Origin of the sequence: Delftia sp. HK171 (assembly GCF_001886655.1) — a bacterium.
Lineage (GTDB): Bacteria > Pseudomonadota > Gammaproteobacteria > Burkholderiales > Burkholderiaceae_C > Comamonas > Comamonas acidovorans.
Map to the genome: position 1 here is coordinate 3,095,495 of NZ_CP018101.1, position 19,903 is coordinate 3,115,397.

Sequence of the window (19,903 nt, forward strand, 5' to 3'; positions counted from 1 at the left end):
GTCCTGTTCAGGTGAAGACGAGGGGCAGCCATGGCGGCCCGGGGGGGCCGGGGCGGCGGGGCGCCACGGTGCGTGGCGGGCTGGCCGGCGCTGTCTGGCAACGCCGCCGGATCAATGTATCGCCGCACCTGCCCGGGACTGGATCGCGTTTTCCGAAGCAGCGCCTCGGCAAAAGCGACGCAGGTTTTGCGCGGTTTCTTGCTTCAATGGCTGCGTGACATGGAGACAAGCGAAGCCCCGCCAACCCGGCCGAACCCGACACAAGAGGAACCCTATCGATGCATGACGCGCTGTTCCAGCAACTCATCAACTGGCTGACCCTGGGCTGCATCTACAGCCTGCTTGCCCTGGGTTTCAGCCTGTTGTTTGGCGTGCTGCAGGTGATTCACTTTTCCCATGGCGACGTGGCCATGGTCGCCCCCTTCATCGCCCTGGCGGCCGTGCAGGCCCTGGCCGCCGCGCTGGGCGGCTCGGCCCCCTGGCTGGTGCTGGGCCTGGCCTGCCTGGTGGCCATTGCGGCGGTGGGAGGGCTGGGCGTCGCCCTGGACCGGCTGGTGATCAGCCGCTTTCGCAATGCGCCGGCCATGATGCCGCTGGTGGCCACGGTGGCGCTGGGCATCGTGATCCGCGAGCTGATCCGCCACCTGTACCCGCAGGGCAGCAATCCGCACGCGTTCCCGGCGATTGCGCAGGGGGCCGTTCCCACCCCGTTCGGGCCGCTGCCCCTGATCAGCGTGGTCTCGGTGCTGGTGGCCATGGCGCTGGTGGGCGTGCTGCTGTACGTGCTGCACCACACGCCCATGGGCATGCGCATACGCGCCGTGTCGCAGGACCGCGAAACCGCGCGGCTGTTCTCCATTGCGCCGGGGCCGGTGTTCCGCAACACCTTCTTCATTGCCTCGGCCACCGGCGCGGTGGGCGGCATCTTCCTGGCCAGCTATGCGGGCGTGGTGCGCTTTGACTTCGGCGTGCAGGCGGGCCTGATCGGCTTTTCCGCCGCGGTGGTCGGCGGCCTGGGGCGGCTGGGGGGCGCCATTGTCGGCAGCCTGCTGATTGCGGCCATCGAGACCATCGTGCAGGGCTATGTGCCCAACGGCACCTCGTACCGCCTGGTGTTCGTGTTCGCCCTGGTGATCCTGGTGCTGATCTTTCGCCCCGCCGGCCTGTTCGGCGTTCAGAAAATGGAGAAGGTGTGATGCAGACAACGACGATACAGGCGCCGCCGCGCGCGGCACCACGGAGTGCGGGCTCTGCCGCCATCGTGCTGGGCGTGGCCCTGGCGGGCGCCGTGCTGCTGCGCCAGTTCCTGCTGGCCGAAAGCTGGATCACGGTGCTGGCGCTGCTGGCCTGCTTTGCCGTGGCCCTGGTCGCGGTGCAGAAACGCCCGCTGGTGGAAGACCGCATCGTGGCTGCCTTCGGCCAGTGCAGGCCGCTGGCCGTGGGCACGGGCGTGGTGCTGGCGCTGGTGTTTCCGTGGGTGCTGGGCGGTGACAGCTACGCCATGCATCTGATGATCATCGCCTGCCTCTACGCGGTGCTGGCGCTGGCGCTGAACTTCCAGCTGGGCAGCGCCAACATACCGAACTTCGCCACCGGCGCGTCCTACGGCATCGGCGCCTATGCGTCGGCCCTGCTGGCCATCCACTTCGGCGTGAGCTTCTGGATCTGCCTGCTGGTGGCCGCCGCCGTGGCCACGGTCTTCGGCTTTTTGCTGGGCCTGCCGTCCATGCGCACCCGCGACAGCTACCAGGCGCTGGTGACGATCGCTTTCGGCATCGTCGTGCACCAGCTGCTGATGAACCTGGAGTGGACGGGCGGCGCCAACGGCCTGGTGGGCATTCCTTCGCCCACATTGTTCGGCCATTCGTTCAACGACCCCATCACGCTGTGGGGCCACAGCCTGCCGGGCCAGGCCAACTTCTACTACGTGGCCGTCGCCCTGCTGGGGCTGGCCATCGTCTCGGCGCAGCGCCTGCACAGCTCGCGCGTGGGACTGGCCTGGAATGCCCTGCGCGACGACGAGATCGCCGCGCGCGCCTGCGGCATCAACGTCACCTGGTTCAAGGTCAAGGCCTTTGCGGTGGACGCCTTCCTGGCGGGCTTCGCGGGCACGGTGTATGCGTTCTATGTGAGCTTCATCTCGCCGGACAACTTCACCTTCCTGGTGTCCGTGACCATCATGACGCTGGTGATCGCAGGCGGCATGGACAACACGCTGGGCGTGATCGTCGGCGCCTTCCTGCTGACCATGCTGCCGGAGAAGCTGCGGGCGTTTTCCGACTACCGCATCCTGTTCTACGGCCTGGTGGTGATCGCCTTCCTCATCATCCGCCCGCGCGGCATCTTCCCCCAACGGGTGCGCAACCATGAGCATTGATTCCCATCCCACCCACCATGCCGCGCCCGCAGGCCCGCTGGTCCTTGAGGGGCGTGGCCTGACCATGCGCTTCGGCGGCCTGACGGCGGTGCAGGGCGTGGACATCCACCTGGCGGCGGGCGAGGTGCTGGGCATCATCGGGCCCAACGGCGCGGGCAAGTCCACCTTGCTGAACCTGCTGACCGGCATCTACCAGCCCACCGAGGGCGAGGTGCTGCTGCAAGGCCGCTCGCTCAAGGGCATGGCCGCGCACGACATCGCGGGCGCCGGCATTGCGCGCACCTTCCAGACCAGCCGGCTGTTCGGCTCGCTGAGCGTGCTGGACAACGTGATCATCGGCATGCACGCGCGCACCCGCTGCGGCGTGCTCACCGCGCTGCTGCGCCCGGCCGTCTCGCGCGCCGAGATGAAGCGCTGCGCCGAGCGCGCCTGCGCGCTGCTGCAAAGCGTGTCCAGCGACCTGCACCAGCGCCGCAACGTGCTGGCCAGCAGCCTGCCGCAGGCCGACCGCCGCCGCCTGGAGATTGCGCGCGCCCTGGCCGCCGAGCCCCGCATCGTGCTGCTGGACGAGCCCTCCAGCGGCATGGACGACCGCGACACCGATGCGCTGATCGCCGACATCCAGCGCCTGCGCGAAGGCAATCCGGCGCTGGGCTTCATCATCATCGAGCACGACATGCGGCTCATCGCCACCTTGCCGCACCGCGTGATGGTGCTGGACTACGGACGCAAGATCGGCGATGACAGCTTCGAGGCGGTGCGCCGGCTGCCGCGCGTGCAGGAAGCCTATCTGGGCAGAAAGGCCAGCCATGCTTGAACTGGACTCCATCAGCACGCGCTATGGCGTGGTGAACATGCTCAACCAGGTCTCGCTGCAGGTGCCCGAGCACAGCATCGTCTGCCTGCTGGGCCCCAACGGCGCGGGCAAGACCACCACCTTCAAGGCGATTGCGGGCCTGCTGCCCGTGCACCACGGCGCCATCCGCGTCATGGGCCAGCCGCTGGCGCGCATGCGCACCGAGGACCTGGCCGGCCTGGGCGTGGGCTTCGTGCCCGAAGGGCGGCGCCTGTTTGCCGAGCTGACCGTGCAGGAGAACCTGAAGATCGGCCACGACGCGCTGCGCCCGCAGCAGGGCTTTGCCCAGGCGCTGGAGCGCGTGGTGGCCCTGTTCCCCCGGGTCGGCGAGCGCCTGTCGCAGGCGGCCGGAACCCTGTCCGGCGGCGAGCAGGCCATGGTGGCGCTGGGCCGCGTGCTCATGGGCGAGCCGCGCCTGGTGGTGATGGACGAGCCCACGCTGGGGCTGTCGCCCAAGCTCATCGAGGAGTACTTCGAGACGGTGCAGCGCATCCACAGCCAAGGCATCACCGTGCTGCTCATCGAGCAGAACGCCGAGGCGGCGCTGTCCATCGCCCACACCGGCTATCTGCTGCTCAAGGGCCAGCTGGTGGCCTCGGGCACGGCCAGCGAGCTGCTGGCCAACGACGTGGTGAAGCACCTGTACCTGTAGCGCCGCACGGGCGGCCTTCACCTCCTTCCCTTTTTTGTTGCGGACCACACCAAGGCAGTCGGCACGGCGCCGATGCGGGACGGCCTGCGCCTTTTTTTCCTGAGAGACCCACAACATGACAGCTGAAATCCAAACCATCAACACGCTCGTGGTCGGCGCCGGGCAGGCCGGCATCGCGGCCAGCGAACACCTGAGCCAGCTTGGCGTAGAGCACCTGGTGCTGGAGCGCCAGCGCATCGCCCAGGCCTGGCGCACGGGGCGCTGGGACTCGCTGGTGGCCAACGGGCCGGCCTGGCATGACCGCTTTCCGGGCCTGGAGTTCAACGGCGACCGCGACGGCTTTCCCGGCAAGGACGAGGTGGCCGACTACTTCGAGGACTATGTCCGCCAGATCAAGGCGCCCGTGCGCACCGGCGTGGAGGTCAGGCGGGTCACGCGCAACCAGGGCCGGCCGGGCTTCACGGTGGAAACGTCCGAGGGCGTGATCGAGGCCCGCAACGTGATCGCGGCCACGGGGCCGTTCCAGGTGCCGGTGATCCCGCCGATAGCGCCGGCTGCGCCCGCTGCACCCGCCGATGGCAGCCTGCTGCAGATCCATTCCGCGCACTACCACCGCCCCGCGCAGCTGCCCGAAGGCGCCGTGCTGGTGGTGGGCGCAGGCTCCTCGGGCGTGCAGATCGCCGATGAACTGCAGCGCGCGGGCCGCAAGGTGTTCCTGTCGGTAGGCGCCCATGACCGGCCGCCGCGCGCCTACCGCGGCCGTGATTTCTGCTGGTGGCTGGGCGTGCTGGGCGAATGGGATGCGGCCATTGCCAAGCCCGGCCGCGAGCATGTGACCATTGCCGTCAGCGGCGCGCGCGGCGGCCACACCGTGGACTTTCGCGCGCTGGGACACCAGGGCATCACCCTGGTGGGGCTGACCGAGTCCTTCGCCGATGGCCGGGTGCGCTTTAGGGACGACCTGGCCGAGAACATCGCCAACGGCGACGCCAACTACCTGGCCATGCTGGATGCGGCCGACGACTACATCCGCCGCAACGGCCTGGACCTGCCCGAGGAGCCCGAAGCGCGCAGGCGCCTGCCCGATCCGGAGTGCGTGACCCATCCGCTGCGCGAACTCGACCTGGCCGCCGCAGGCATCACCTCCATCATCTGGGCCACGGGCTACAGGGTGGACTTCGGCTGGCTGCAGGTGGACAGCTTCGAGCCCGGCGGCAAGCCGCGCCACCACCGCGGCGTGGGCCATGAGCCCGGCATCTACTTCCTGGGCCTTCCCTGGCTGTCGCGCCGTGGCTCGTCCTTCATCTGGGGCGTGTGGCATGACGCCAAGTTCGTGGCCGACCACATCGCCAAGCAGCGCCGCTACAGCGACTACGACGCCGCTGCCCGCAGCAGGTAGCAGGTAGCGCGCTCTGAGACACCTTCCCATCCACCCCCTGCAGGAGCCAGACCATGCCCACCCATACCCGCATCCGCATGTTCAACACCAAGGACACCTATCCCAACCAGTCGCTGGACAACGACCTGTGCCAGGCCGTGCGCGCCGGCAACACCGTCTATGTGCGCGGCCAGATCGGCACCGATTTCGAGGGCAACCTGGTCGGCCTGGGCGATCCGCAAAAGCAGGCCGAGCAGGCGATGAAGAACGTCAAGCAGCTGCTGGAGGAGGCGGGCAGCGACCTGTCGCACATCGTCAAGACCACCACCTACATCATCGACCCGCGCTACCGCGAGCCCGTCTACCGGGAAGTGGGCAAGTGGCTCAAGGGCGTGTTTCCCATCTCCACGGGGCTGTGCATATCGGCCCTGGGGCAGCCGCAGTGGCTGATGGAGATCGACGTGATCGCGGTCATCCCCGATGACTGGCAGCCGCCGGCCAGCGCCTGAGCGTCAACCACAGCAAGCACCTGGTACAGCCGCATCGGCAGGAGGAAGAAACCATGACTTTTTCGATTGTGGGGCGCTGCGAGCGCACCGGGCAGCTGGGCGTGGCCATCAGCTCGTCCAGCATTGCGGTGGGCGCGCGCTGCCCCTGGGTACGCGCGGGCGTGGGCGTGGTGTCCACGCAGAACATCACGCTGCCCGCCCTGGGCCCGCGCGTGCTGGACCTGCTGGAGAAGGGCGCCGACCCCCAGGCCGCGCTGCGCCAGGCGCTGGACGACGGCAGCTGGCCCCAGTACCGCCAGGTCACCGTGGTGGACGCGCAGGGCCGTACCGGCGTCTTCAGCGGCAGCCAGGCGTTGGGCATCTTCACCAGCGCCGTGGGGCGGCAGTGCGTGGCGGCCGGCAACCTGCTGGCCAGCGAGCGCACCATCGAGGCCATGGTGCCGGCCTTCGAGCGCAGCGCCGACCTGCCGCTGGCCGAGCGCCTGCTGGCCGCCATGCGGGCCGCCATGGCCGCGGGCGGCGAGGCCGGGCCCGTGCATTCGGCCGCGCTCAAGGTGGCGGGCGAGCACAGCTGGCCCATGGCGGACCTGCGCGTGGACTGGTCGGAGCACGATCCCATCGGCGCGCTGCAAAGCCTCTGGGCCGCCTACGCGCCGCAGATGCAGGACTACCAGACGCGCGCCATCCATCCCACGGCCGCGCCCAGCTACGGAGTGCCCGGCGATGAGTGAGGCGGCCGGGTAGCTGACACATCGCCTTGCCCGGGCGCACGGGCGTGTCGCGGCACTGGCATCGCGCTCACTTGGCGTCCGAAATCACGGGGGTATCGGGCGTCCAGCACGTGGTGCGGTTGCGGCCATTGCGCTTGGAGAAGTACATGGCGGCGTCGGCCCGCTCCAGGCAGCGCTCGACCGATGCCTCGCCCTCGTCCATGAGGCATACGCCCAGGCTCACGGTGAAGCGGATCGGGCTGTCCTGGCCCTGTACGGACACGGCCAGCGCTGCCACGGCCTCACGCAGGTTCTCCGCGCGCCGCAGTGCGGTGGGGGCGTCCACGTCCGTCAGCAAGACGGCGAATTCCTCGCCGCCCAGGCGGCCCAGCATGTCGCCCTGGCGCAGCTGCTTGGACACCGCGATCACCAGATGCCTGAGCACCTCGTCGCCCACGCCATGGCCGAAGCTGTCGTTGACGCGCTTGAAATGGTCGATATCCAGCATGATCAGTGCCGACGGATGGCTCAGTCCCAGGCGCAGGTGCTCCAGCTCCGACTCCATGCGCGTGATGAAGGCCCGCCGGTTGCTGGCACCCGTGAGCGCATCGGTCAATGCCAGGGCTTCGAGCTGCGTTTCGCGCCTCTTGTAGTCGGTCACGTCGTGGAATACCCAGCAGTAGCCAAGCAGCCGCTCCTGCCTGCGAAGCGGCAGCAGCTCCGTTTCTATATGGCGGCCGTTGGACAGGGCAAAGATCGTTCGTTGCGACAGGGCGCCTGCCCCCGGTTGCGGCGCAGGCTGCAAGGCCGTTGCCATGGCCGGGGGCAAATAGGACAGCAATGTCTGCAGGCTTTCCCCCACAAGGTCCGCGGCGGACAGCGGCAGCTCGAACAGGTCCACCAGCATTGCGTTGCTGGCCCTGATGCATTGCCCCGCGTCGTCGGTCACCAGGATGCCCGCCGGAAATTTCTCGATGATGGCCTCCAGCCGCTGCTGGACCTCGTGCAAGGCGCTTTCTGCCTGATGGCGGGCATCTACGTCGAACAGTGTCCAGATCACATTGCCTTGGGGATCTTCGGGGTCCAGCAGTGCCCCCTGCATGTCGAACCAGCGCATGTGCCCGCCCTTGACCTTCAGTGCCCACTCGGTACGCACCGTGCCCTTCAGGCTCAGGCGCTCGTACAGCGATGCGAAGCTGTGGAAGCTGTCGCTGGACGGATGCAGTTGCTGGAATGAGCACTGCGGCTCCAGTGCGCCCGCCGCAAGGCCAAAGCACTCGGCTGCCCGGGCATTGGCGTAGACGATGCTGCGGCGATGGCTGGCGACAAGCACCAGGGCGCTTCCGCGCTCCAGCAGGGCGCCCACCATGTGGGTCTGCTCCACCCGTTCCTGGATATCGGTGTGCATTCCGAGCATGCGCAGTGCCTTGTTGTCGGCATCGCGCAGGGTGACCTCCCCGCGCGATTCGATCCATCGCCAGGAGCCATCGGCCTGCCTTATGCGCATCTCGACACGGAATGGGTCGCCGTGTTCGAGGTGGCGCCTGAGCCGTTCCTGGACGCGAGGCTGGTCCAGTGGGTGCAGCAGATGCATGAAGCCGGCCACGGTGAACGAACCAAGTGCCTGATCCGGCATGCCCAGCATCTGGTAGCAGCGGGCATCCCACAGCACCTGGTCCTGTTCGCGGTCCCACTGCCAAAGTCCGTCACGCACGGCGCCGATGGTCAGCCGCAGACGCTCTTCGCTCTCGTGAAGCGCCTTGCGCAGGCCTTCGTCCTGGGTGACATCGAGGATGTAGCCATGCCAGAGCACGGTTGCGTCTTCGGTGCGTTGCGGGCGTGCATGGCCCTGCAGCCAGCGCACGGAGCCATCGGCGGACTGTACGCGGTACTTGCAGGCCCAGTCTTCCTGGCTGCGCATCGCTTCGTCGATGGACTGCCGGAGCGCGGAGATATCTTCCGGATGAACCCGCTGTGCCAGGTCCTGCAAGGCCGTGCCTGCCGTATCCGCATCGATGCAGTGCATGGCATAAAAGCCGGGGTTGGCAAACGACAGGGCGTAGTGGCCGGCAGGGTCCCAGCTGTACTGGAACAGGCCGCCCGGGACTTCCTCGGACAGGAGATGAAAGCGTTCTTCGGACTGGACCCGCTGGTCCTCCTCCCGCCAGCGCTGGAACGCCAGCCAGGCCGTCAGCATCCCGCCCAGAAAAATCAGCAGCGTGCCTATCCCGTTGCGCCACAGGCTCTGCCGTATGGTCTCGTTGAGCGGGCCGAACACGGCCTCGTGGTCCAGCCCCGTGCTCACCAGGATCGGAAAGCCGCTCACGCGGCTCCAGGCATACATGCGCTGTATGCCGTCAGTGCTCGCCAGCGCCTCGTAGGTGCCATGCGTGACGTCGGGGGCAAACAGCGCCACCCGCGCCGCGGGCAGCTGGCGCCCAAGCACCCGATCCTGGTTCTGCGAACGTGCAAGATAGGTGCCGTCCTCGCGCAGCAGCAAGATCACGTCGCGCGGGCTGTCGAAGATGGCCTGCAGCTGCCGCGACAGGTACTGCGGCGACAGCGACACCACCAGCACGCCCGCAAACGCGCCTCGGTGGTGCAGTGCGCGGCTCAGCTGGATACCCCATTGCCCGGAAACCCGTCCCTGCACCGGACGGCCAATGAAGGTTCCCTGCGTCAGGCCCTTCAGATGCGCCTGGAAATGTTCGCGGTCGAAAATGGACACGCCCTGCGCAGGCGGCTCCGAGGCTGCCAGGCTCGAATACACCACCTGGCCGTTCGCATCGGCCACGGCCACCTGGACGATGGTGCCGGGCGGATAGGCCTCCTGGACGCTGGCGACGGCCCGCCCGAACGCCTCGGAGTCACCCGACTCGTAGTCCTGGGCCAGGTCCCGCAGGGAATAGTTCAGGCCCGACAGCATGGTCCCGGCCTGCGCGGAAACCGCCTGGGACATCTGCGAGACGCGCAGCCATGCCTGATCCCGTGTGTAGCGTTGCATGTACTGGTGGCTGGCCAGCAACGCGGCCCAGTACAGCCCCGCTGCGAGCACCATCAAGCAGACGCCTGCAATGACGGCCAACGATGTTCTTGCGTGCGAGCGCGAGGAAAGGGCGGGACGATGGATAGCGGTGGAACGAGAAGACATGCAACGCAGCGAGACAAGAAAAGAGATCTGCAACGCCAGCCGTCAACCGCAATGGCCCACCGATACAGCGCCCCGCACGCCACAGCGCTCGAGACGCAGGTCCTGCCTGCCGGTGGGCCAGAGCAACCGATATGACTCTGTGAATACGTCGCTCTATAAGCATGCTAACTCAGATGGGGGCCCGCGCGATAGTCAGCAAGGCAGGGCAGGGCCTGCAGGCTGCAGCAGCCGGCGGGCAGCCTATCTGCGCGTCCCGGATGTCTGGGGTGTCTTGGGTGTCTTGGGCGCAGCGGTCCTGGCAGCGTCCTGGGCCTGCCCGGGCTGCGCCTGTGGAAACACCCGCGCGCACAGGAAGTCCACCAGTGCCCGCAGCTTGGGCGAGGGGTGCCTGCTGGCGGGCCACAGCACATGGAAGACATTGGTGTGCTCCATGCAGTCCGCCAGCACGGGTTGCAGCCGGCCGTCGGCCAGCGGCTCGCGGATGGAAAAATCCGGCAGGTAGGCGATGCCCAGGCCCTGCAGCGCAAAGCACAGCCGGGTTTCGATGTTGTTGCAGATCATGGAGGTGGGCAGCTGCAGCTCGGGCGCGCCCGCTGCGCGCCGCAGCACCCAGGGCTCCAGCTTGCCGCTGTGGGGGTAGCGGTAGTGCAGGCAGCTGTGCTGCAGCAGATCCTCGGGCACCCGGGGCGTGCCGCGCTGCGCCAGGTAGCCGGGCGAGGCCACCAGCAGGTAGCCGAAGGCGCCCAGCCGGCGCGCGGACAGGCGTGAGTCGGCGGGCGCGCCCGTGCGCACCACGGCGTCGAAGCCGTCCTCGAACACATCGACCAGCTGGTCGGTGAAGTCCAGGTCCAGCTCGATCTCGGGATAGGCGCGCATGAACTCTCCCAGCACCGGCAGCACCAGCGAACTGACCAGGGGCAGGCTGACCCGCAGCCGGCCACGCGGCGCGGTGCTGGCCTGCGACAGCTCCAGCTGCGCGGCCTCGATCTCGGCCAGGATGCGCCGGCTGCGCTCGAGGAACAGCGCGCCCTCTGCCGTGAGCGTGATGCTGCGCGTGCTGCGGTGGAACAGGCGCACGCCCAGCCGGTCCTCCAGCCTTGCCACGCTCTTGCCGATGGCCGATGCCGAGATGCCCAGCAGCCGGCCGGCCGCCACGAAACTGCGGGTCTCGGCGACCTGCACGAACACCACGAAACCGTTGAGGCTGTCCAAACGCCGCTCCTTCATTGCGGACGCCCAGTTCCGCATAAACCGGAAATCTACCCCACTTTTTCTTTAATCGTGGTCTTTCTATCGTCGGAACCCTGTTCATTTGATCCCGGGAATTCCCATGACGATTGCCCTTTCTGCAGCGCCTTCAGCACCTGCGGCGCCCGCTGCGCTGCCTGCAGCCCCGTTGAACTCGCCCCTGTCCGACCGCATCCAGGCCGTGGTCCGGCAGGCGCTTGAGGCGCAGCGCCTGGTCGGCGCCGTGGTGCTGGTGGCGCGTGGCGGCGCGCTGGTCCACCGCCAGGCCGCAGGCTGGGCCGACCGCGAGCGCGGGCTGCCCATGGCCATGGATGCGGTGTTCCGCCTGGCCTCGGCCAGCAAGCCCATCGTCTCGGCTGCCGCGCTGGTGCTGGTGGCGCGGGGACTGCTGGCGCTGGACGAGGGTGTGGAGCGCTGGCTGCCCCGGTTCCGCCCCCGGCTGGCCGATGGCCGGCCCGCCCGCATCACCGCGCGGCAGCTTCTCAGCCACACGGCGGGGCTGGGCTACCGCTTCTTCGAGGCCGATGCACAAGGCCCCTATGCGCGCGCGGGCGTTTCGGACGGCATGGACCGCCAGGCCATCGGCCTGGCAGAGAACCTGGAGCGCATCGCCAGCGTGCCGCTGCTGTACGCGCCGGGCACGGCCTGGGGCTACTCGCTGGCCACCGATGTGCTGGGCGCCCTCATTGAACAGGTGCACGGCAGGCCGCTGGACCAGGCCGTGCGCGAGCTGGTGACCGGGCCGCTGGGCATGACCGATACCGGCTTTGCCGTCACCGATGCGCTGGCCGTGCAGCGCGTGGCCAAGGCCTATGTCAGCGACGCGCCGCAGCCCCATCCGCTGGCCGAGGGCGAGACCGTGTCGCCCTTCGAGGGGAGCATCGGCATTGCCTTCAGCCCTTCGCGCATCTTTGACGCCCAGGCCTTTGCCTCCGGCGGCGCCGGCATGGCGGGGACGGCGGGCGATTTCCTGCGGCTGCTGGAAGCCCTGCGCCAGGGCGGCAACACCCTGCTGCCCGACGCCCTGGTCGCCGAGATGGCGCGGGACCAGACCGGCGGGCTGGCCCTGCCCAATGCGCCGGGCTTCGGCTTTGGCCTGGGCTTTTCCGTGCTGCGCGATGCGGCGCAGGCGGCATCGCCCGAGACGGTGGGCACCTGGCGCTGGGGCGGGGCCTATGGGCATTCCTGGTTCGTGGACCGGGCGCAGGAGCTCAGTGTCGTGGCCTTCACCAACACCTTGTACGAGGGCATGTCGGGGCGCTTCGTCAACGATTTGCGCGACGCGGTCTACGGGGTTTGTGAGGTCCACGGGGCTTCGGGAGAGCCGCAATGACCGGAACACGCCAGGACCGCCTGCCCGTTGCCTCCCTGCTGGCGCTGGCCATGGCAGCCTTCATCACCATATTGACCGAGGCGCTGCCGGCCGGCCTGCTGCCGCAGATGGCCCAGGGCCTGGCCGTGACCGAGGCCTGGGTGGGCCAGACCGTCACCCTCTACGCCATAGGTTCCCTGGTGGCCGCCATACCGCTGACGGCCGCCACGCAGGGCATGCGCCGCCGCCCCCTGCTGCTGGCGGCGATCGCGGGCTTTGTCGTCGCCAACACGGTCACGGCCTTGTCCACGCACTTTGCGCTGACCCTGGTGGCGCGCTTTCTGGCGGGGGTCTCGGCCGGGCTGCTTTGGGCGCTGCTGGCCGGCTACGCGGCACGCATGGTGCCCGGCCATCTCAAGGGCCGCGCCATCGCCATTGCCATGGTGGGCACGCCGCTGGCGCTGTCGCTGGGCGTGCCGGCCGGCACCGTGCTGGGCCAACTGGTGGGCTGGCGGCTGTGCTTCGGACTCATGAGCGTGCTGGCGCTGGTGCTCATGGTCTGGGTGCGCGCTCGCCTGCCCGACTTTGCGGGGCAGGCGGCAGGCCGCCACCTGCCGCTGCGGCACGTGTTCACCCTGGCGGGCGTACGCCCCGTGCTGTTCGTGGTGCTGGCCTTCGTGCTGGCGCACAACATTCTCTACACCTACATCGCGCCCTTCCTGGCGGAGGCGGGCATGGCCGCGCGCACGGACCTGGTGCTGCTGGTGTTCGGCGCCACCTCCGTGCTGGGCATCTGGATCACCGGCGTGCTGATCGACCGTCACCTGCGCGCGCTCACGCTGGCCAGCATTGCGCTGTTCGCCTTGTCCACGCTGATGCTGGGCGTGGCCGCAGATGCGCCGGCCCTGGTTTATGCGGCGGTGGCCGTCTGGGGCCTGGCCTTTGGCGGCGCCGCCACGCTGCTGCAGACCGCCATTGCCCACACGGCGGGCGAGGCCGCCGACGTGGCGCAGTCCATGCTGGTCACGGCCTGGAACATGGCGATTGCCGGCGGCGGCATCGTGGGCGGCCTGCTGCTGGCGCGCATGGGCGTGGGCGCCTTCACGCCCGTGCTGCTGGCGCTGCTGTGCGCATCGCTGGCCGTGGTGTGGGCGGCCAGGCGGCACGGCTTTCCTGCGGTGTGCAGGTAGGGCAGGCCGGACATTCTGGTGGCTGCCAGCCGGGGTCGGCCCCGTGGATGCCCCTCAGGCGAGGTTCAGCGCCGTGGGCCGCGTGAGGATCTCGGGCCGCAGGATGGTATCCAGCTGCGTTTTGGTCAGCAGGCCTCGGGCCAGCACGATGTCGTAGACGCTGCCGCCGCTGGCATGGGCCTGCTGGGCCACGGAAGTGGCATTGGCGTAGCCGATGTAGGGGTTGAGCGCGGTCACGATGCCGATGGAGTTCTCCACCGCCGCGCGCAGGTGTTCGCGGTTGGCGGTGATGCCCTGCACGCAGCGCTCGGCCAGCGTCAGGCAGCCGTTGCGCAGGTGGCTCACGCTTTTGAAGATGCTGTGGGCGATGATGGGCTCGAAGGCATTGAGCTGCAGCTGCCCGGCCTCGGCCGCGAAGCTGACGGTGATGTCGTTGCCGATGACCTCGAAGGCGATCTGGTTCACCACCTCGGGGATCACGGGGTTGACCTTGCCCGGCATGATGCTCGATCCCGCCTGCATGGCCGGCAGGTTGATCTCGCCCAGGCCTGCACGCGGGCCGCTGGACAGCAGCCGCAGGTCGTTGCAGGTCTTGGACAGCTTGACGGCCACGCGCTTGAGCACGCCCGACAGTTGGACGAAAGAGCCGCAGTCCTGGGTGGCCTCGATCAGGTTGGGCGCGGTCTGCAGCGCAATGCCGGTGATCTCCTGCAGGTGCCTGAGCACCAGGGGCGCGTAGTCGGGATGGGCGGTGATGCCCGTGCCTATGGCGGTGGCGCCCATGTTGATCTCGCAGATCAGCAGCACGGCCTCGCGCAGCCGCGCCTGGTCCTCTTCGATCATCACGGCATAGGTGCTGAATTCCTGGCCCAGCGTCATGGGCACGGCATCCTGCAGCTGGGTGCGGCCCATTTTCAGCACATCCCGGAACTCCTCGGCCTTTTGCGCGAAGGCCAGGCGCAGCGTGTCCATGGCGTCGATCAGCCCGTGGATGCCGAACCAGGTGGCGATCTTGAGCGCGGTGGGGTAGACGTCGTTGGTGCTCTGGCCGATGTTCACCTGCTCGTTGGGATGCAGGTACCGGTACTCGCCCTTGTGGTGGCCCAGCAGCTCCAGCGCGCGGTTGGCGATGACCTCGTTGGCGTTCATGTTGGTCGAGGTGCCGGCACCGCCCTGGATCACGTCCACCACGAACTGCTCGTGCAGCCGCCCGCCCTGCACCTCCTGGCAGGCGCGCACGATGGCATCGCAGCGCCGCTGGTCCAGCAGGCCCAGCTCATGGTTGGTCATGGCCGCCGCCTGCTTGATGCTGGCCAGGGCGCGGATCAGTTCGGGGTAGATGGAGATGGGCGTGCCGGTGATGCCGAAGTTCTCCCGGGCGCGCAGGGTGTGCACGCCGTAGTAGGCGTCGGCGGGAACCTCGCGGTCCCCCAGCAGGTCGTGTTCGATGCGGACGGATGGATCGGTGCTCATGCTTGTGTCTCCAGTTATTCGGACTTGACGATCAACGGACCCAGGCCTTCCTGAACGGCCTGCTCCTGTTCCACGCGGCCGGGTTTCGGGCGGCCCCAGTGGAGCTTTTGCGCCAGCATGCCCAGGGCGACCAATGCACCGCCCAGCACGCTGGTGTAGAGCACTTCCTTGCGGTAGGTGCCCTCGGCCACCATGACCACCATGGAGGCGACGATGAAGAAGATGGTGGCGTAGGTCAGCGCCGGGAAGCACCACATCTTCAGGCGGATGGGCGTGCCGCTGGCTTCGAGCTTGCGGCGCATGTGCAACTGCGACACGGCGATGCACAGGTACACCAGCAGCGCGATGGAGCCGGTCGCGGCCATGAGCACATCGAACACGTCCATCTGGCCGGTGGCGGTGAGGGCGACCGTCAGCAGGGCCAGGGCGCTGGAGGCGATGACGGCCATGTAGGGCGCGCTGGTGCTGCGGCCCAGGGTCGTGAACAGGCGGGGGGCGTCGCCGCGGCGCGCCAGCGAGAACAGCATGCGGCTGGAGGTGTAGAGCGCCGAGTTGAAGCAACTGCACACGGAAGTCAGCACCACGAAGTTGACGATCTGGCCGGCGAAGGGAATGCCCAGGTGCTTGAGCGCGACGGCATAGGTGCCTTCGGTGGAGAGGATCAGGCCCGGGGTGTCGTACGGAATCAGGCAGACCACGATGAAGATGGAGCCTACGTAGAACAGCGAAATGCGCCAGACCACGGACCGGGTGGTCCGCACGATTTCCTTGCCCGGGTCCTGGGATTCGGCCGCCGCCACGGTGACGATCTCGGCACCGATGAAGGCGAACATCGCGCCCAGCAGCGCCACCACCACGGCGCCGGGGCCGTTGGGCATGAAGCCCTTGCTGGTCAGGTACGCCATGCCTGCGACATCGCCCGCCGGCCAGAGCCTGGCGATGGCCAGCGCTCCGATGGCGATGAACAGCACAATGGCCACGACCTTGATCAGAGCGAACCAGAACTCGAACTCGCCATAGTTGTGCACCGGCAAGAAGTTGACGGCCATCAGGCCGAAGACCACCACCAGCATGTAGCCCCAGATGGGAACGGCCGGCATCCAGGCGTTGAGGATGGCCCCGGCCACATAGGCCTCCCAGCCCATCAGCAGTGTCCAGAAGCACCAGTACAGCCAGCCGATCGTGAAGCCGGCCCAGCGCCCGATGGCGCGGTCTGCGTAGGTGGAGAACGAGCCGCTGTCAGGCTGCGCCACGGCCATCTCGCCCAGCATGCGCATGACCAGCACCACCAGGATGCCCCCGCCCATGTACGCCAGGATGGCTGCGGGGCCGGCACTGGCAATCACCTTGCCGGAGCCGACGAACAGCGCACCGCCGATCACCCCCGCAATGGATAGCATGGTGAGGTGCCGCGGCTTCAGCCCACCTTCGAGTTGCTGACTCATTTCCTGTCTCCTTGTATTTGCTGTTGCAAAGGGGGTGCGGCCCGCGTGCTGCGTGCCTTGCGCAGAGCAAGGCCGGGCGAGGCGCCATCCGGCGCGCAATGGGTGCAGGCAGCAACCGCCTCAACGGGGTTGGGCGGCCAGGGTCTCGATGAGGGTCTGCAACTGGGCGCTCATCGGCAGGTCCAGGCTGGTGCCCGAAGGCAGGCGGCGCAGGAACCAGCGCCTGTACTGGCGCTCGATCTCGCCGTCCTCGGCCAGCGCCTGGAAGCTGCTCCTCACCACCTGGGCCAGCTGGGGGTCGTCCTTGCGGAACATGATGGCGTAGGGGTCGTAGGAGAGGTAATCGCCCACCACCTGGAGCCTGGCGCCCTGGCTCGCGCCCGTGCCGCCGTTGCCATCCGCCTTGCCGGCGTTCTCCGCGATCAGGCCGTACAGCAGCACGTCGTCGGTGGCGAAGGCGTCGGTCTGGCCGCCGGCCACCTGGGCAAAGCCCTGGGAATGGTCGGGCACCACCTGCAGCTGCATGCCCAGGTGAAATTTCCGGTCCAGATCGCGCATGGCTTTTTCATTGGTGGTGCCGGCCGTCACCGCCACCTTCTTGCTGGCCAGGTCGCGCAAGGAGCGGATCTGCGCGTCCTGCCGGACCATGACCTTGGTGCCGGCCACGAACATGATGGGCGAGAAGGCCACGCGCTTTTGTCGCTCCAGGTTGCTGGTGGTGGAGCCGCATTCCAGGTCCACCTGGCCGCTGGCCACGGCATCCACGCGGTTGTCGGCCGTGACGGGCACCCAGCGGATGGCCAGGCTCCTGTTGACCGCATCCTCGATGCTGGTCACCAGTGCCTTGCACAGCTCGATGGAGTAGCCGATGGGCTCGTTGCGCGCGTTCAGGTAGGAAAACGGCACCGAGGCCTGGCGGTAGCCCAGCGCAATGGAGCCGCTGGCGCGCACCTTGGCCAGCGTGCCGCTGAGCGTGGCGGGCGCGCGGCTGGCGGCGGTGCGGTCGGGCGTGTCGGCTTCCTGCGCGCCGGCCGTGGCGGCCAGCAGCGCAAGGGCCGCCACGCCCGCTGCCGCTGCCACCCGCGCCGGCCCCCGCAGCGCCCATGGCTGCCCGTGCCGTGATCTGGGTTCGGGTTTCATGGCGTGTTCCTTGTGCGGGTTGTCAGGAATGGGCCGGGGAGGCGGGATGGGCCAGCGTGGCCCTGGCCTCCGAATCCAGCCGTGCGGCGTTGGCGGCGGCTTCGGTCTCGGGCAGCAGGTCGCCCTCCCACTTGGCGACGACGGCGGTGGCGATGGAATTGCCCACGGCGTTGGTGGCCGAGCGGCCCATGTCCAGGAAGGTGTCCACGCCCAGGATGAGCAGCAGGCCGGCCTCGGGGATGTTGAACTGGTTGAGCGTGGCGGCGATCACCACCAGCGAGGCGCGCGGCACGCCGGCCATGCCCTTGGAGGTCAGCATCAGGATCAGCAGCATGGTGATCTGCGTGCCCAGCGACAGGTGGATGTCGTAGGCCTGGGCGATGAACAGCACGGCGAAGGTGCAGTACATCATGGAGCCGTCGAGGTTGAACGAGTAGCCCATGGGCATCACGAAGCTGGAGATCTTGCGCTTGACGCCGAAGCGGTCCAGCGCGTCCAGGATCTTGGGGTAGGCGGCCTCGGAGCTGGCGGTGGCGAACGAGAGCATGAAGGCCTCCTTGATCAGCACCAGCAGCCTGAAGATGCGCGGGCCCAGGAACAGGAAACCGGCGATCACCAGCACTCCCCACAGCAGAAACAGGCCCAGGTAGAAGTCCCCCATGAAAACGGCAAACTTCAGCAGGATCTCCAGGCCGTTGACCGACACGGTGGCCGCCATGGCCGCCAGCACGGCCAGCGGCGCGAGCTTCATCACATAGCCGGTGATCTTGAGCATGACGTGGGACAGCTCGTCGATGGCGGCCACCAGCGTCCTGCCCTTTTCACCGAGCGCGGCCAGGGCCACGCCGAAGAACATGGAGAACACGACGATCTGCAGGATCTCGTTGTTGGCCATGGCCTCGGCAAAGGACTTGGGCACCAGGTGGCTGACGAAGTCCTTGAGCGTGAACTTGGCGGTGGCGAGGTTGGCCGAAGCCCCGATGTCCGGCAGCGGCAGCCCCAGGTTGTGGCCCGGCTGCAGCAGGTTGGCCAGGACCAGGCCCATGACCAGCGACACCAGCGAGGCGGTGACGAACCAGCCCATGGCCTTGAGGAACACCCGGCCCACCGAGGCCGCGTCACCCATGTGCGCAATGCCCACCACCAGCGTGGAGAACACCAGCGGGCCGATCAGCATCTTGATCAGCCGCAGGAACACGTCCGACATGATGGAGATGTAGCCCGCGATCTGCGCGGCCGCCTTCTTGTCGGGGAAGTTGATGAACACCATGTAGCCGATCACGATGCCCAGCACCATGGCAACCAGAATCCAGATGGCGGGCGGAAGTCTTCTTGTCATTTCCATGTCTCCTTCGGAACCTGTGGGGAATGCCTGGACGGCAGTGCGTGGCACCTTGTCCCGGGCGTCGGATGCAAGCGCTGAATGCAGGCGCGGGATGCTGGGCGGGGCGCTCAGGGGCCCTGGCTCAGGTAGGCGATCTCCCGGTGGCCCTCCTCGAAGGCCATCAGGGTCTGCGGCCAGGCCTGCCCGGGCCAGGACAGTTCGAGCCGGCCCGACCGAGGGGCGTAGGCCGCCGTGTACAGCGTGCCGTAGCCGCGCCGCCAGGCGGGCTGGTACAGGGGCTCGCGCAGCAGCGCGGCCTGCGTGTCGCCGGCCGGCATGCCGGCTTCGATCTGCTGCTGCAGGGCGGCCAGCCGCTCGCAGGCGCTGGTGGCGCGTGCATGCTCGGGCCATTCCACCGTGTGCTGGAAGTTGGTCACGGCCCGGCGCCGGGTCACTTCCACGGGGCGGTCGGGATTCAGGAACACCGTGGCCCATTCGCCCCGGGCGTCCAGCAGCGTGACGCTGTAGCACATGTGCACGGGCACGCGCTGCAGGATGGCCACGGCCGATGCGGTGTCCTGCGCGATCTCCAGCACATAGCGCAGCACCAGCGGAATGCCGAAGCCGTCGCCATGGGCCGTGCGGCCGCCAAAGGACAGCGAGGCGGCCAGGCCCGACTCGTTCATGCCGTCCAGCGCGCCCCACAGGCAGTCGCCCATGGCGGCCACGCGCTGCCCGCTCCAGCGCGTGGCCAGCCAGTGGCCCTCCAGCAGCGCGGGCGCGAAGTCGTAGTTGCGCAGCAGCATGGGTTCCTGCTGGCCGGCCGCATCAAGCCAGACTGCCTGGGAGCAGCCGGTGATGTAGGGCGGCGGGCACCACAGCGACAGGAAGCGCGCCTCGATGTCGCCGCCGCCGGCCAGCTCCACCAGCCGCTCCCAGGTGGGCACCAGCTCCGGCATGTGCTGGCGCAGGGCGCGGCGGCACTCCAGGAAGCCGGCGCGCGCCACCGCGCCCTGGCGCAGGAACCAGGCGCGGTAGTAGGGCCAGGCCTGCTCGCACAGGGCCTGCCATTTCCGGCCGGGCAGGTCTTCGGCGATGGCCTGGAAGCGGATGCGGGTAGGCAGGGGCATGGGAGGCC

At 68.3% G+C, this 19,903-nt stretch carries 16 protein-coding genes; 9 read left to right on the forward strand and 7 right to left on the reverse strand.

Translation table 11 applies throughout. The features are described from left to right. The first annotated feature begins 278 nt into the window (after window positions 1–278). From BO996_RS14095 to BO996_RS14125, 7 genes are all read left to right on the forward strand, one after another. The gene (locus BO996_RS14095; RefSeq protein WP_047327224.1) at window positions 279–1,196 is read left to right on the forward strand and encodes a branched-chain amino acid ABC transporter permease; all 918 of its coding nucleotides are present in this window, start codon (window positions 279–281) and stop codon (window positions 1,194–1,196) included. Next, window positions 1,196–2,377, forward strand: coding sequence for a branched-chain amino acid ABC transporter permease (locus BO996_RS14100; protein ID WP_012204871.1), 1,182 nt, complete (start codon window positions 1,196–1,198; stop codon window positions 2,375–2,377). The genes BO996_RS14095 and BO996_RS14100 overlap by 1 nt, the downstream gene beginning before the upstream one ends. Continuing rightward, window positions 2,367–3,194, forward strand: coding sequence for an ABC transporter ATP-binding protein (locus BO996_RS14105; RefSeq protein WP_016448201.1), 828 nt, complete (start codon window positions 2,367–2,369; stop codon window positions 3,192–3,194). Before BO996_RS14100 ends, BO996_RS14105 begins: the two co-directional genes overlap by 11 nt. Beyond that, the gene (locus BO996_RS14110; RefSeq protein ID WP_016448200.1) at window positions 3,187–3,885 is read left to right on the forward strand and encodes an ABC transporter ATP-binding protein; all 699 of its coding nucleotides are present in this window, start codon (window positions 3,187–3,189) and stop codon (window positions 3,883–3,885) included. Before BO996_RS14105 ends, BO996_RS14110 begins: the two co-directional genes overlap by 8 nt. Before the next feature lie 115 nt (window positions 3,886–4,000). Continuing rightward, window positions 4,001–5,284: a flavin-containing monooxygenase gene (locus BO996_RS14115; protein WP_071955121.1), complete on the forward strand. Its 1,284-nt coding sequence runs from the start codon at window positions 4,001–4,003 to the stop codon at window positions 5,282–5,284. 53 nt (window positions 5,285–5,337) lie between these two features. Then, window positions 5,338–5,772, forward strand: coding sequence for a RidA family protein (locus BO996_RS14120; protein WP_012204875.1), 435 nt, complete (start codon window positions 5,338–5,340; stop codon window positions 5,770–5,772). A 53-nt stretch (window positions 5,773–5,825) separates the two neighbouring features. Further along, window positions 5,826–6,503 carry a DUF1028 domain-containing protein gene (locus BO996_RS14125; RefSeq protein ID WP_071955123.1) on the forward strand — a complete coding sequence of 226 codons (678 nt, stop codon included), beginning with the start codon at window positions 5,826–5,828 and terminating at the stop codon, window positions 6,501–6,503. A gap of 67 nt (window positions 6,504–6,570) precedes the next feature. Here BO996_RS14125 and BO996_RS14130 read toward each other — a convergent pair whose 3' ends face one another. Further along, the gene (locus BO996_RS14130) at window positions 6,571–9,540 is read right to left on the reverse strand and encodes a diguanylate cyclase (protein WP_083571215.1); all 2,970 of its coding nucleotides are present in this window, start codon (window positions 9,538–9,540) and stop codon (window positions 6,571–6,573) included. Window positions 9,541–9,873: 333 nt separating this feature from the next. Further along, on the reverse strand, window positions 9,874–10,845 hold the full coding sequence (locus BO996_RS14135) for a LysR family transcriptional regulator (RefSeq protein ID WP_071955127.1): 972 nt from the start codon (window positions 10,843–10,845) through the stop codon (window positions 9,874–9,876). Between the two features lie 118 nt (window positions 10,846–10,963). Between BO996_RS14135 and BO996_RS14140 the strand changes: the two genes are divergently transcribed. Then, window positions 10,964–12,214: a serine hydrolase domain-containing protein gene (locus BO996_RS14140; protein ID WP_071955130.1), complete on the forward strand. Its 1,251-nt coding sequence runs from the start codon at window positions 10,964–10,966 to the stop codon at window positions 12,212–12,214. Further along, window positions 12,211–13,383 carry an MFS transporter gene (locus BO996_RS14145; RefSeq protein ID WP_071955132.1) on the forward strand — a complete coding sequence of 391 codons (1,173 nt, stop codon included), beginning with the start codon at window positions 12,211–12,213 and terminating at the stop codon, window positions 13,381–13,383. The genes BO996_RS14140 and BO996_RS14145 overlap by 4 nt, the downstream gene beginning before the upstream one ends. Window positions 13,384–13,437: 54 nt before the next feature. On the opposite strand, the gene aspA is transcribed toward BO996_RS14145, so the two are convergent. The 5 genes from aspA to BO996_RS14170 all read right to left on the reverse strand — a co-directional run bounded on the left by aspA (window position 13,438) and on the right by BO996_RS14170 (window position 19,895). Further along, the gene (aspA, locus tag BO996_RS14150) at window positions 13,438–14,856 is read right to left on the reverse strand and encodes an aspartate ammonia-lyase (RefSeq protein WP_071955134.1); all 1,419 of its coding nucleotides are present in this window, start codon (window positions 14,854–14,856) and stop codon (window positions 13,438–13,440) included. A 14-nt stretch (window positions 14,857–14,870) separates the two neighbouring features. Then, window positions 14,871–16,301 carry an amino acid permease gene (locus BO996_RS14155; protein WP_043796316.1) on the reverse strand — a complete coding sequence of 477 codons (1,431 nt, stop codon included), beginning with the start codon at window positions 16,299–16,301 and terminating at the stop codon, window positions 14,871–14,873. 120 nt (window positions 16,302–16,421) lie between these two features. Beyond that, on the reverse strand, window positions 16,422–17,441 hold the full coding sequence (locus tag BO996_RS14160; protein ID WP_156897954.1) for an amino acid ABC transporter substrate-binding protein: 1,020 nt from the start codon (window positions 17,439–17,441) through the stop codon (window positions 16,422–16,424). Window positions 17,442–17,463: 22 nt separating this feature from the next. After that, on the reverse strand, window positions 17,464–18,780 hold the full coding sequence (locus BO996_RS14165; RefSeq protein WP_013802979.1) for a dicarboxylate/amino acid:cation symporter: 1,317 nt from the start codon (window positions 18,778–18,780) through the stop codon (window positions 17,464–17,466). A 113-nt stretch (window positions 18,781–18,893) separates the two neighbouring features. After that, window positions 18,894–19,895 carry a C45 family autoproteolytic acyltransferase/hydolase gene (locus tag BO996_RS14170; protein ID WP_071955136.1) on the reverse strand — a complete coding sequence of 334 codons (1,002 nt, stop codon included), beginning with the start codon at window positions 19,893–19,895 and terminating at the stop codon, window positions 18,894–18,896. Window positions 19,896–19,903 lie beyond the last annotated feature (8 nt).